The 11,872-nt window shown below is 56.6% G+C and carries 14 protein-coding genes; 5 read left to right on the top strand and 9 right to left on the bottom strand.

Features of this window, described 5'->3' with window-relative positions:
• Positions 1-91: 91 nt before the first annotated feature.
• Positions 92-1,426: a type III ribulose-bisphosphate carboxylase gene (gene rbcL / locus BD01_RS07905; protein WP_042691728.1), complete on the bottom strand. Its 1,335-nt coding sequence runs from the start codon at positions 1,424-1,426 to the stop codon at positions 92-94.
• 352 nt (positions 1,427-1,778) lie between these two features.
• Here rbcL and hpkB point away from each other — a divergent pair, with 352 nt between their 5' ends.
• Entirely contained in the window at positions 1,779-1,982 is a 204-nt protein-coding gene (gene hpkB, locus BD01_RS07900; RefSeq protein ID WP_011251239.1) for an archaeal histone HpkB, read from the top strand.
• Between the two features lie 26 nt (positions 1,983-2,008).
• On the opposite strand, the gene BD01_RS07895 is transcribed toward hpkB, so the two are convergent.
• From BD01_RS07895 to BD01_RS07885, 3 genes are read right to left on the bottom strand one after another with little or no spacing between them, the layout of a single operon-like run.
• Positions 2,009-2,497, bottom strand: coding sequence for a metallophosphoesterase (locus BD01_RS07895; protein WP_042691724.1), 489 nt, complete (start codon positions 2,495-2,497; stop codon positions 2,009-2,011).
• Positions 2,498-2,499: 2 nt separating this feature from the next.
• Complete coding sequence (locus tag BD01_RS07890; protein ID WP_042693272.1) at positions 2,500-3,411, bottom strand: transcription initiation factor IIB; 912 nt, start codon at positions 3,409-3,411, stop codon at positions 2,500-2,502.
• Between the two features lie 5 nt (positions 3,412-3,416).
• Positions 3,417-3,740 (bottom strand): Gar1/Naf1 family protein, encoded by a 324-nt coding sequence (locus tag BD01_RS07885; protein ID WP_042691722.1) that lies wholly within the window; start codon positions 3,738-3,740, stop codon positions 3,417-3,419.
• A gap of 124 nt (positions 3,741-3,864) precedes the next feature.
• On the opposite strand from BD01_RS07885, the gene BD01_RS07880 reads away from it, so the two are divergent.
• The 3 genes from BD01_RS07880 to BD01_RS07870 all read left to right on the top strand — a co-directional run bounded on the left by BD01_RS07880 (position 3,865) and on the right by BD01_RS07870 (position 5,642).
• A complete protein-coding gene (locus BD01_RS07880; protein ID WP_042691720.1) occupies positions 3,865-4,689 on the top strand; it encodes a carbohydrate kinase family protein in 825 nt (274 codons plus the stop codon).
• Positions 4,690-4,767: 78 nt separating this feature from the next.
• Positions 4,768-5,280: an NUDIX domain-containing protein gene (locus BD01_RS07875; protein ID WP_042691717.1), complete on the top strand. Its 513-nt coding sequence runs from the start codon at positions 4,768-4,770 to the stop codon at positions 5,278-5,280.
• Positions 5,281-5,285: 5 nt separating this feature from the next.
• Positions 5,286-5,642: an Mth938-like domain-containing protein gene (locus tag BD01_RS07870; protein ID WP_042691715.1), complete on the top strand. Its 357-nt coding sequence runs from the start codon at positions 5,286-5,288 to the stop codon at positions 5,640-5,642.
• Here the strand turns inward: BD01_RS07870 and BD01_RS07865 are convergent.
• Positions 5,632-7,086, bottom strand: coding sequence for a hypothetical protein (locus BD01_RS07865; RefSeq protein WP_042691712.1), 1,455 nt, complete (start codon positions 7,084-7,086; stop codon positions 5,632-5,634). The genes BD01_RS07870 and BD01_RS07865 overlap by 11 nt on opposite strands.
• On the bottom strand, positions 7,086-7,847 hold the full coding sequence (locus BD01_RS07860) for an ABC transporter ATP-binding protein (protein WP_042691709.1): 762 nt from the start codon (positions 7,845-7,847) through the stop codon (positions 7,086-7,088). The genes BD01_RS07865 and BD01_RS07860 overlap by 1 nt, the downstream gene beginning before the upstream one ends.
• A gap of 155 nt (positions 7,848-8,002) precedes the next feature.
• On the opposite strand from BD01_RS07860, the gene BD01_RS07855 reads away from it, so the two are divergent.
• Entirely contained in the window at positions 8,003-10,528 is a 2,526-nt protein-coding gene (locus BD01_RS07855; protein WP_042691707.1) for a hypothetical protein, read from the top strand.
• Here BD01_RS07855 and BD01_RS07850 read toward each other — a convergent pair.
• From BD01_RS07850 to BD01_RS07840, 3 genes are read right to left on the bottom strand one after another with little or no spacing between them, the layout of a single operon-like run.
• Complete coding sequence (locus BD01_RS07850; protein WP_042691704.1) at positions 10,512-10,961, bottom strand: type II toxin-antitoxin system VapC family toxin; 450 nt, start codon at positions 10,959-10,961, stop codon at positions 10,512-10,514. The genes BD01_RS07855 and BD01_RS07850 overlap by 17 nt on opposite strands.
• Positions 10,958-11,146, bottom strand: coding sequence for an antitoxin family protein (locus BD01_RS07845; RefSeq protein WP_042691701.1), 189 nt, complete (start codon positions 11,144-11,146; stop codon positions 10,958-10,960). The genes BD01_RS07850 and BD01_RS07845 overlap by 4 nt, the downstream gene beginning before the upstream one ends.
• Positions 11,147-11,178: 32 nt before the next feature.
• Positions 11,179-11,862, bottom strand: coding sequence for a diphthine--ammonia ligase (locus tag BD01_RS07840; protein ID WP_042691699.1), 684 nt, complete (start codon positions 11,860-11,862; stop codon positions 11,179-11,181).
• Between the last annotated feature and the right edge of the window lie 10 nt (positions 11,863-11,872).

Raw genomic sequence — 11,872 nt, 5'->3', positions numbered from 1 at the left:
CACCGGGGCAACTAAGGGGAAGTGCGTTAAATCACCTTTGGAGAAAAGTTTGAACGGAAGACGAAAAGAAAAGCTGAAGCCGGACAGGTCATCAGACCGGCGTGACGTGGCCCCACTTCTCGAGGGCGCGAGCGAGCTCCTTGTGGGTCTTGGCGTACTCGTCGAGCGGGATTCCCTGCATTATGGCGTCGATGGCCTGTCTCACCGCCCTCGCTCCGGCTCCCGGTCCGTCCGGGTGGCCGAGAGTTCCACCGCCGAGCTGTAAGACTATGTCCTTTCCGAGGGCCTCTATGACCGGCTCGATGTTGCCCGGGTGGAGACCGCCTGAGCTGGTCGGGAAGGCTGCCTTCATGCCGTAGAACTTCTGCTCGAGGTGGAAGACGTCGTTCTCGTCGGGGGTGTAGGTTTCCTCCCTGAGAATCCTCGCGTTCTGGATGACGTCCCATTTTCCGCCCTCGAGCTTTCCGGCGCCGGCGGTTCCAACGTGGAGCTGGTCAATTCCTATGAGCCTGTAGAGCTTGGCCAGGACGAACATCGAGATGCCGTGGTACTTGTCCCTCGTGAAGGCCGCGTGCATCGCCCTGTGGCCGTGAATGGCCAATCCGTAGTCGGCCGCCAAGTCGCGGATGTACTCAAGCGCGCCCCAGCCGGTTATGACGACGTCGACCATCGCGTGCTTGAGCCCGAGGTCGGCCAGAATCTCAAGGCGCCTCTCCATCTCGCGGATGTCGGCGGTAATGTTGGCGAACCAGGTCTTCTTCTCGCCGGTCTCGTTCTCGACTTTGTCAATAATCCTCGCCATTATCTCGGCCCTCTCGTCGAAGCGGTTGTACCAGGGGCTTGTGAGGTTCTCGTCGTCCTTCATGTAGTCTGCACCGTTGGAGAGGAGCTCGTAGGCGAGCTTTTCAAACTCTTCCGGCGAGTAGCCTACCTTGGGCTTGGGGACGACGCCGTAGAGCGGTCTGTCGTATATCTCGAGCATCTTCCTGACGCCCTCGATACCAAAGGCCGGTCCGTTGAAGTTCCTGAGGACTATCTCCGGAATGTAGAGGTCCTCAAGGCGAAGGCCCTTAACGCGCTTCATTCCGAAGACGTTGCCCGCTATGCTCGCGAGAAGGCCAGGTAAATTCCACTCCTCGAAGGCGTGGAACGGGTAGGCAATCCTAACAATCCAGCTTCCGTCTCCCATGTCTATGAAGTCGTAGGCTTTAGCTGAAAGGTCGGCCCAGCGCTCCTGCTCGTACCAGGGGTAAAGGGTCGTCCAGGTTCCGGTCGAGCTCTCGGCGGCGACTGCACCTGCGGCCGCCTCAATGGTGTACCCCTCGGCGGGGGTAACGCGGAACACGGCTATGATGTCCCTCTTCTTGTTCGGCTCGTAGTCCTTGTCCACGTAGTAGTCGTATATCTTGTCGAACTTCTCAACCATCTGCAACACCTCCTCGGTAAACACTCTATTGCATTCCTGACTATAAAAACCCTACTGGCAAATTTTGAGGACTGATGGACGCCTTTTTACATAAGTGAAGACTTTTTTGAAGGATTTTCGGGCGGCTTTCGGGTTTGCGGGGCAATCTCCTACCTTCTCTCAATCTTCCCGGCTGGGTTGCCATTCTCGTGTAAAATAGTGATGGGCCCGACGGACTCGGAATTCTCGACGATTAACTGAAATCGCGCCGATAGGCCCACCCAGAGGGCTCCTTTTCCGAAAGGTTTATATATGCCTTCACTCCTAGAATAGAACGCAGAAACCTGCAAATAAAAGATAGGAGGTGTTGTGAATGGCCGAGCTTCCAATTGCCCCGGTTGACAGGCTTATAAGGAAGGCCGGTGCCGCCCGCGTCAGCGAGGAGGCCGCCAAGGTCCTCGCCGAGCACCTTGAGGAGAAGGCCCTCGAGATTGCCAAGAAGGCCGTCGCCCTCGCCCAGCACGCCGGCAGGAAGACCGTCAAGGCCGAGGACATCAAGCTTGCCATCAAGAGCTGATGTCCTTTTCCCGTTCTCTTTTCCGTTTACCAAAGCTTAACCCTTCTAACGGTTGGCTCTTCTCCGGGCTTCAGAACCGCGAAGCCGGCCTCATTCCACCGTGGAAACGTCGGCGAACCCGGATTCAGGAGATAAACCCTTCTTCCGTAGACGCTGAAAGAATCGAAGTAGAAGCGGTGGGTGTGGCCGAAGACGAGCAGGTCAACCTCCATGTCGAGGGCCTTCAGGCTTAAAAACTGCGCGTTTAGACTTAGAAGCTGATGCCCGTGAATCACGCCGATTCTCATTCCTTCGACTTCAACGGTTTCCTCTTCCGGAAGACTGAGGTGGTCAACGTTTCCCCGGACCGCTATCACGGGCGCTATCTCCTCAAGGGTCTCAAGAACCTTCGATGACGTTACATCGCCGGCGTGGAGAATGAGCTCTGGATTAATCTCCTCAAGCTTCTCCAAAAGGGGAATTGGGAGGGCCTTTGCCTTGTCCCCCACGTGGGTATCGCTTAAAACCGCTATCATCGTCACATCGGCACGTTTATACCGAGCTTTTCTACGAGCTCCTTGTACCTGTTCCTGACGGTCACCTCGGTGACGTGAGCGACCTCGGCGACCTCGCGCTGGGTCTTCTTCTCGCCCTCAAGGAGTGAAGCGACGTAGAGCGCTGCCGCGGCCAATCCCGTTGGGCCTTTTCCGCTGGTTATGCCACGCTTTATGGCCTCGCGGAGGATTTCCTTCGCCCTCTCCTTGGTCCTTGAGCTGACGCCGAGGGCGTCTCCAAAGCGGTCAACGTACTCTATCGGGCTCGTCGGGCGGAGGTTCAGGTTGAGACCCCTCGCAAGGAAGCGGTAGCTCCTCCCGATTTCCTTCTTTGTAACCTTGGAAACCGCCGCAATCTCATCGAGGGTCCTCGGAATGCCCTCCATTCTGCAGGCCGCGTACAGAGCGGCGGAAACCATGCCCTCTATCGACCTTCCCCGGATTAGCTTCTTCATGACGGCTTTCCTGTATAGAGAAGCCGCTACCTCCTTAACGCGCCTCGGGAGGCGCATCTGCGCCGCCATCCTGTCGAGCTCGCTCAGCGCGAAGGCGAGGTTTCTTTCCGCGGCGTCGTTTATGCGCATTCTGCGCTGCCACATGCGGAGCCTTCTCATCTTGCTCCTGTACATTCCCGTTATCTGGTTGCCGTGTATGTCCTTGTCGCGCCAGTCTATATCGGTCGAGAGGCCCTTGTCGTGTATCATCAGCGTCATCGGCGCACCGGTTCTCGCGCGCTTGGCCCTCTGGTCCGGGTCGAAGGCCCTCCATTCCGGCCCCTCATCGACAACGTTCTCCTCGATGACGTAGCCGCAGACCTTACAGACTATCTCACCCCTCCTGGGGTCGTATATAAACTCGGTTGACCCGCACACGGGACAAACCCTTTTCGGAGTAATCGCTCTCACCCCCTTCTCCTGGGGGCGGGGCGAGAACGCTTGGGCTTCTTAGAACCCTTAGAGCCTCTGACTTTAGCCTTCTTACCCGGCTTTTTATCCTTCCTCCTCTTGTCCACGTACAGAAGAGCACCGACGTATCTCTCGGGGTCCTTAACACGGGGTTTAACGGCAACATAGGGGTAATCAACGGGACCAAAAACATCCTTAACAATGCCTACCGGCCTCAAATCCTTGTCAACGACGGGCTCGTTGAGCGATGGAACCCAGTTCGTTCTGACTATGAGGAAGCCCTGCTTTGCGTAGTGAGAAACCTTTCCTAAGCGCTTCATAGCCCCACCCCAAAACGACATCTCCTTTTAAACTTTTCGCTTTTTCCCCTTAAAAGCCTTTCGGTAATTTAGGAAAGGTTTTTAATGTCCACTCACAAAGAGTATAAGATTGGGACTGGTGAAAATGAAGTGCCTCGTCGTCGGCCACGTCGTCAGGGATGTAATAAGGCGCGGTTCGAAAATCGAAGAGAGACTCGGCGGCGGAGCCTACTACTCCGCCCTGGCACTTTCGCGCTTCTGCGATGTTGAGATTCTCACGAGCTTTTCTCAGCTCCCGGAGGAGTGGATTGACGAGCTCCGCTCCCTGGGCAAACTGACAGTCCTGCCCTCCGATGAAACAACGTCCTACGAGCTGACTTACCTTGACTCCAACAGGCGGGAGCTAAGGCTGATTTCGCGCGCCTCCCCCATTACTGAATTCCCGGCCCAGAAGTACGACGCGATAATCCTCAACCCCGTTGCCAACGAGATTCCAGAGGACATCGTGAGAGAAGCATTAAACCGGGCAGGGCTCGTCTCGGCCGACCTTCAGGGGTTCATACGCTCCCCTGAGAAGGGCCCAGTGAGGCTCATCGAGCGCGACGGGTCGTTCCTTCGCGGAGTCGGCATCCTGCACGCCGACGTCGCGGAGTTTCCCCACGTGAACCTTGACCCAGGCTCTGTTGGGGTTCTCCTCCTCTCGGACGGTCCTAACCCTGGAAAGGCCTACCTCCACGGAAGGCCCTACCGCTTCGTTCCGCTGAAAGTTGACGTCGGCGAATCAACGGGCGCGGGAGACGTCTTTCTCGGAGCTTTCACCGGTTTTTACATGGAGTGTCCCTTCATCCAGTCCCTAAAGCGGGCCGTCGCCTTCACGGCGCTGTTCCTCCGGTATCGCTCCGTGGATTTCAGCCTCGACGAGGTGAGCGAGCTCGCAAGGGGTGTAACCGTTGAGGCTTTAAGTGATTAAACATAACTCCAACCGACCGATGATGAAACGTCAGCACGCTGAAAGCTGATGAGAAGGGACTTCCCTGAGGTGAAAAAGATGGACCGTTACGTTCTGCTCGTTAAAGCCCCGAAGGGGGCTGATGTAAGCGAATTCCGCGAGGAGGTTAAGGCCCTCGCAGAAAAACACGGTTTCAAGGCCGAGCTCCATCGGTGCATAGGACTCACCGTTGACGGCGTCATACTCTATCGGGGCGGTGTCGTTCTCATAAAGCGAAAGAACGAGCCCTTTAAGAACCATTTTGCCCTTCCCGGTGGTTTCGTCGAGTACGGCGAGACCGTTGAGGAAGCCCTGAAGAGGGAGATGAAGGAAGAGACTGGTCTGGACGTCAGAATCCTCAAACTGGTGGGCGTTTACTCCGACCCTGGCAGAGACCCGAGGGGACACACCGTTTCGGTCGCCTTTCTCTGCATTGGCGAAGGGGAACTTAAAGCCGGCGACGATGCGAAGGAAGTCGAGGTTGTTCCGATTGACGAGGTTGAGAAGCTTCCGCTGGCCTTTGACCACGCGAAGATTTTGAGGGACGCACTGCACCCAAAGGACTGCTGGTGAGTGCCATGAAGCTCGAATACCCCTCCTTCGGGAGGATAGTGGTTGACGGAAGAACCTACGAGCACGACATCGTGGTTTACCCGAGCGGAAGGGTTGAAAAGAGAAAGAAGTGGCTGAGCAAAAACAAACACGGAACGAGCCACAAACTTGACCCCGACGAGCTCAGGGAGTACCTTACTGAGGACTTCGAGGTTCTACTCGTCGGCACCGGCTACTACGGCTACCTCTCGCTACTCCCCGAGAGCAGGGAGCTGGTCAGGGACAAAGAGGTCTATGAGCTCCCCACCGGGGAAGCGGTGGAGCTCTTCAACGAGCTCAACGAAAAGAAAAGAGTCCTTGGAATCTTCCACGTCACCTGCTGAGGTGCCAGAGCAACAGCGCATCGACGAGGAGCACGAAGGGGAGCGAGAGGAACCACTCAACGTACCACAGCCCCGCTGTAGCTCCAATTATCAGCCCGTTCGCGAGCAGAGCCAAGAGCATCTTTTTCCACGTCGTCTGGGGTAGTGCCACCTCCCTGATTCCCCAGTAGAACACCGTCAGCGTCGTTCCGGCTGTCGCGACCGGCAGGAGGAGCGCGAGGGGAAGGACCTTCAGGGAGCCTGGATTTCTGAGCGAGAGACCCAGAACCGCCAGCAGGCCCGCCGTTACCGGAACAGTAGTCATCGTCACAAGCTTGCCCCTCAGAAACGTCCTGAGGCTCAGCGGGAGCGAGTGAAGGACTTCAAATGCCCTGCCGTCTATCTTCAGAACTGCATCTATCGCTATCGCTGAAGTCCAACCAATCGCCAAAACGAAGCCGAGCACCGCGTTCTCGCTTCCGGACTTCAACGCACCGGCGAGAGACGGGATTATGACCACGACGGGCATCAGCAGGCCCGTTAGAAGGGACGTGTTCCTCGTCGCTATCTTGAAGTCCTTGAGCGCCAGCGCCAGGGCCGGGCTGTGGAGCGAGAGCCTTGCCTTACCGCCTCTCCTCTCGGTTGCCGTTCCCTCGCTTACCCTCCTCCAGAGCCTTCTAACCGTTGAAACGTAGACCGCTCCAATCACGAGGCCGTAAACGGCCAGGAGGCCGAGCGAGAGGAGGGGCTTCTCGACCGTCGAGACCGAGAAGGGATATGCCACAGAGTACCTCTCGAAAACGCCCTTAAGCGCCTCGTAGTGGCTTGCAACGTAGCGCTGGAGGTAGTTCAGGCCATAGAAGAGGGACATCACGAGGAGTATTCCAAAGGCCTTGAAGGCCGTTTTGAGGCCGGAGAACTTCCCGCCGGAGGCCTTTCCAAAGCGGTCGTAGATGAGCAGACCGAGGGTGTGGCCGAGCATGGCGCCCATTAACGCCCAAGCGAAGCCGAGGACTCCAGCAACGGGCCCGAGCTTGAGGGATAGGGCCACCGCAGGGGGAAGGAGGAAGAGAACCGACGGGAGCTGTGTAATCAAAAGCATTACGCTGAGGTACTTCCCGCCGACGCGAACCGGGAGCGAGAGTAGAGGCTCAAAGAGGCCGAGCGAAACCGCGTACTGGGCCGTAACGGCCGTTCCGTAGAGGGCCATTATCAGCGGGAGCAGGCAGTAGCTCGCGTAGATTACCGCCGAGCCGGAGGGGTCTTTGACGTAGTAAACACCTGGGAAGAGCATGAGGCCGAAGATTCCGAAGAGGATTGACTGGCTCAGCAACGCCTTTTTAAGGCTTCCGCTCCGCTTGAAGGCCTTAATGAACTTGTTCCAGTCCGTCGAGAGCTGGGGATTTGCCTTCAGCCGTTTATAGGTCATCTCGCGGTAGAGGACGTTTACTATCTCCCACTCCATCAGAAGGCCTCCCTTAGGGCCCTGACGAGGGAGCTTACCTCCTCTTGGCTCTCGGTCAGCTTGAGGAAGACGTCTTCAAGGCTCTCCTCGTGGGCGAAGCTCTTGAGCTCCTCTGGCGTTCCCTCGGCTATCAGCTCGCCGTTGTAGATTATGCCTATCCTATCGCACAACGCCTCGGCAACGGCGAGAATGTGTGTCGAAAAGACGATACTCTTCCCCTCCTCCTTGAAGCCGTTGAGGAGCTCCTTCATTATGCGCGCGCTCTTGGGGTCGAGGCCGTTGATGGCCTCGTCGAGGATTAGGGCCTTTGGGTCGTGGAGCAAACCGGCTATTATCGAAACCTTCTGCTGGGTTCCGAAGCTGAGCGTCCCTATCAGCTCGCCGAGGTATTCCTCGATTCCGAAGGCCTTGACAAGCCTTTCAACGCGCTCCTCAAGCTCCCCCTTTGGAATCCCCCTTATGCTTCCCACGAAGGAGAAGAACTCCATCGGGGTCAGGCTCTCGTAGAGAACCGGCGTCTCTGGTATGTAGCCGACTATCCGCTTGACTTCAATCGGGTTCTCGGCGACGTTTATCCCCTCGACCAGGACTTTTCCTTCGCTCGAGGGAATAATCCCGGCCAGAATCCTCATCGTGGTGCTCTTACCGCTCCCGTTTGGGCCCAAGAGGCCGTAGATTTCGCCGTCGCGGACGGTGAAGGAGATTCCCTTGAGCGCAACCTTCCCGCCGAAGCGCTTGACGAGGTTCTCGACTTCTATCACACCACCACCCGGGGTAAATTCTGCACTTCCTTTAATAACTTTTCTGTGTGAAGAGACATTCATGAAAAGCCCTAAATAGAATGAGTGCCTACTACCTACAGTCCAAACCTGTGTGGCTTTCTTTTCTTGCCGAGGTTTGGGTTGGAGGTGTGTATATGAGAAAATTCTCACGGGTTTTGCTCCTCCTTCTTCTGACAGGGTTAGTGCTGGCTGGCGGTTGTCTCGGCGGGAACGGCATCGGTGTTCCGACCGGAACAGGTGGAAGCGATACCGGAAGCTCATCTTCTGAAGATGTCGGAGCGCACTCTGAGACCGATTCTCCGACAGGCACTACAACGGAAACCCAGACTTCAACCGCGACGGAAACGCAAACCGGAACCCAAACCGAGACACCAACGCCAACCGAGACGCCCTCATCGAACGCGAGCTTTCAGTACGACGAGGATGGAAAAGTTCTCTGCGATGAAAGCTCGGACCCCGATTCCGGTTGCGAGGTCGGGGAGGCCAACGGGAACGGAACCGGGCCGGGCTTTTCGATAGGGCTTCTCAACGTCACGCTCGAACCGGTTGTAATCCCGGTTTACAGGCTCACCGCCAACTTCACATACGCCGGGCCAATCTGGAGCGACGCCTTCGAGCCGAACGGGAAGGTTATAGAGCGGGTCTCGCTCCTAACGTCCTCGACCGACCCCGGAAAGAGCGTTAAGTTCACGATAACCTTTGAGAACGAGAGCCTGGCCAACGCCTACGTCCACATTCCCGTCTTCATCGACCTCTCCGGCAGGAAGTACACCTACCAGCCGACGGTTCTCCGCTTTGATGAAGGCGACGAGTTCGGGAGAATCTGGGAGCTCCACCTCTATTCAACGGGCTTCAGGCTCTACGAGCTGACAGGCGAGGGGCCGGTTGAAGTGGGGGCTGGAAACGTCCGGCTCGACGGGAGGCGCGTTAGCTTCACCGTTGAGAACTTCTCGGAAATTTTCCCCGACCGGGTTTACCTCAGAATATACGGGAGCACGATGGCCGACAAGAGCCCGAGCCTCGTCTATCCCTACACCGGGAGCTTCGTAATCGAGGCCGGGAAGGGCTGGATTGACTACTACTCGCCGGCCAGCTTCTTTACGGAGGAAGGAAAGCTCTACATGGAGGCGAGGGGCTACGACCTGATGATAAGGCTCTATCTCGACGACCGCAAGTACCGCGACATGATGCCTATGAAGGTCTTCTTCGACAGCATCGACAACGGCGAGGCCGACTGGATTGCCTACGTAAACGAGGACTCCTTTAAGTTGAGGGACGCGCACGGAAGCGTCTACCGCGAGGGGAATGTGAGCACCTACATCGAAAACGACAGGCACGTTGTCGAGTTCACCATCGAGAACTTCTTCTCCCTCGTCCCCTGGCGCTACTTCCGCCTCTGGTTCGCGGGCCAGGTCTATGCTCCCTCGATGAAGCCCCGCTTCCCATCTCATAGCAACCTGTGGGTGAACGCCACCAACGGGCTCAGCATAGAGAAAGACGTCGACCGCTACCTCGTCATCGTCGTCGAGGACGTCTACATAAAGGGCAACAAGGACAGCGCGGAGGGCGAAATACAGCTCGTCTCGTGGGCCTTTCCGGTTTACTGGGAGCACGAGAACGACCTGAACTGGAAGTACGGGCCGATTTACGCCGTCGGCTATCCAGCAAAGCGCTGGGTCGAGGCGGACGACCACAGCCGGCTTTTATACCATGATGAGAGGGCTATAAGTGTGGGCTACCCCTTCATCAACGGCTACCCGATTTTCGCGATGCCCCTTGACGAGGTTAGGGAATACAGGAAAATCTACGTCCACACAGCTGGCTGGGACATCGACAGTCCCGGAAAGTACGTCACGATGGGCGTCGGCTTCCTCGTTGATACTGCTTTAGGCCTCGCCACCGGTGAAATCGGAACCGCGATGAAGTACGGCTACAACGGAGTCATGTTCATCAACCAGCTCGTTACAGGTGAAAGCGCGAGCGAGTTCTACGGCTCAAGGATTCTGGCCGCTTTTGGAACCGAACCTGACATGGTTGGCTACTCCGGCTACACGATAGACGCGAGGGCCGATTACAGCGAAGGAGTTCTCGTTGAGGTCTGGTCAACGGACGGCAACATGAGGGTTACCTACCTCGTCCAAACCGTGGAAGTCCCGAGGACGCTCCGCTACAACACCCTCCAGGCCTACCTCGACACCGTTCAGTTCACGAAGGATACTGAACTCGGCGACGACGAGTACTACCTCTACGCGAGCGGGTTCATCTCCTTCAAGCCGGAGGAAGTGGACGTTCCTGACGTAACGGCCGAGAGAACCACTGGAATGGCGCCGGTTCAGCCCGTCAACCGCTATCCAAAGTCCGGAGTGCTCTCGGGCAACAGGTTCACCACGAGACCCCAGATTCTGATTATCGGCCACACGAGGGCGGACGTGCCGTTCCTCTACCTCGAATACGACGGCTGGGAAGAGGATGCCGGAAACTGGGGCAACGACGACGACCCGATGGGGCAGGTTTCTATAACGCTCCTCTTTGACGATGACTACTTCGACTGGGAGCCGGATTCGGCGATTCCGACCAAGGAGTGGAGCCTCGAGTTCCCGAGCTGTGGCGTTTCGGGCGGTTGCTCGAAGGCGTGGTTCTGGGTCAGGGTGAAGCCCTGAGTTCATTTATTCTTTTCATTGCCTTGTCAAATTCTTCGGGGACATAGTATGCCTCAACGCCCGCAACTCTGGCGTTTTCTACCTGTCGTCTGTCACAGGAGAGCAGAATAGCTGAGTTCTTGAAAGCGAGTGCTATGTAGTATGTATCCACGGCCCTTCCCTGAATTTTGGGCGCAATAGCCTCCGCAACTTGGTAAAACTCCTCTTCTCCAACAAACTCAACGCCCTCTCCTAAGGTCTCAACAACCTGAACTGCCCTCATTCCTATTTTCCTGCTAAACACGCTCAGCATCTCAATCTTCGCTATTCTCGGCATTGTAACCACAATGTTGCCCTCTGAGACTGCCTTAAGCAACTCTTTAGCGAGTTTATGCCTATCCCTAAGTTTTGGAAGAAGGGAGTCGATAATCAGAGATGCATCAAGAACTATCACTTTCTCTCCCTCACGAGAACTTCCCTGAGGTCTTCATCTACGTCCTCGAACTCCTTCTCAAGTTCCGAGATAACTTCGTAGAGGGACCTCTTGAGGACTATGCGAACTTTCTCGCCTTCCTTTAGGTCCACCTTCTTCAGGGGTTTCAGAACCCCGTGGTCGTAGACGGCTTCAATAACCTCCATGCTCCCACCGATAAAACTTCGCGGAAGGAAAATTAAAGGTTGTCCTTTCTCTCAAGGTGCGCCCTTTTAACCTCAAGCACTCCCGAATAGTTGCACTCGTTCCACTTCTTCTCGACTTCATCAAACACTATGCGAGCCTTGAAGAACGGCGCGTCGCGGACGAAGGTTTCGAACTCACCGCCCTCTCCGGCCACATGGATTTTGTACCTCTCGTGGAGCTTCACAAGCGCCTCCAAAGCTTTCTCGTCAATCCTCCGCCCGAGCCAGCGCTCGTCCAACCCGTAGGCCGAAACTCCGACCATTACGATGTCGAAGATTCCAATCAGCTCGCGCATGTAGTCAACGGGGTCCCTGTGCCAGGCCGGCGCGAAGCTCTCAAGGCCGAGCTCCCTTGCGACCCTGTCAACCCTCTGCTTCTGGTACTCGCTGGCCAAAGCCCCGGCAACGACGCCGTCAATCTTCAGGCCCTCAAGGACGGCCTTCATGTCCTCTACCTCTTTCTCTTTCTCCCCGCTGGTGAACCCCTTGACGAGCGGAATCCCAATGGCTCTCGCCTGCAGTTCCGTGAGGTGAATGTTCGGCACGTGGTACATGTAGCTGTCTTCCCTCTCGCTCACCATCGAGACGAGGTACTTGACTTCAAACCCCTGCTCCAGCGCCCAGTAGAGAGCGTAGTTCGAGTCCTTGCCCCCCGAGTAAAGGACCGCCACGCGCATTTCCATCACC

This window comes from Thermococcus nautili (assembly GCF_000585495.1).
In the GTDB taxonomy this organism is placed as follows: Archaea; Methanobacteriota_B; Thermococci; order Thermococcales; family Thermococcaceae; genus Thermococcus; species Thermococcus nautili.
This window is presented reverse-complemented; position numbering and strand designations above follow the sequence as displayed.

Excerpts from the sequence above, each read along its gene's own strand:
- BD01_RS07865 (WP_042691712.1), bottom strand. The coding sequence starts at position 7,086 with ATGGAGTGGGAGATAGTAAACGTCCTCTACCGCGAGATGACCTATAAA.
- BD01_RS07845 (WP_042691701.1), bottom strand. The coding sequence starts at position 11,146 with ATGGAGGTTATTGAAGCCGTCTACGACCACGGGGTTCTGAAACCCCTG.
- rbcL (WP_042691728.1), bottom strand. The coding sequence starts at position 1,426 with ATGGTTGAGAAGTTCGACAAGATATACGACTACTACGTGGACAAGGAC.
- BD01_RS07875 (WP_042691717.1), top strand. The coding sequence starts at position 4,768 with ATGGACCGTTACGTTCTGCTCGTTAAAGCCCCGAAGGGGGCTGATGTA.
- BD01_RS07880 (WP_042691720.1), top strand. The coding sequence starts at position 3,865 with ATGAAGTGCCTCGTCGTCGGCCACGTCGTCAGGGATGTAATAAGGCGC.
- BD01_RS07870 (WP_042691715.1), top strand. The coding sequence starts at position 5,286 with ATGAAGCTCGAATACCCCTCCTTCGGGAGGATAGTGGTTGACGGAAGA.
- BD01_RS07895 (WP_042691724.1), bottom strand. The coding sequence starts at position 2,497 with ATGATAGCGGTTTTAAGCGATACCCACGTGGGGGACAAGGCAAAGGCC.
- BD01_RS07855 (WP_042691707.1), top strand. The coding sequence starts at position 8,003 with ATGAGAAAATTCTCACGGGTTTTGCTCCTCCTTCTTCTGACAGGGTTA.
- BD01_RS07885 (WP_042691722.1), bottom strand. The coding sequence starts at position 3,740 with ATGAAGCGCTTAGGAAAGGTTTCTCACTACGCAAAGCAGGGCTTCCTC.
- BD01_RS07840 (WP_042691699.1), bottom strand. The coding sequence starts at position 11,862 with ATGCGCGTGGCGGTCCTTTACTCGGGGGGCAAGGACTCGAACTACGCT.
- hpkB (WP_011251239.1), top strand. The coding sequence starts at position 1,779 with ATGGCCGAGCTTCCAATTGCCCCGGTTGACAGGCTTATAAGGAAGGCC.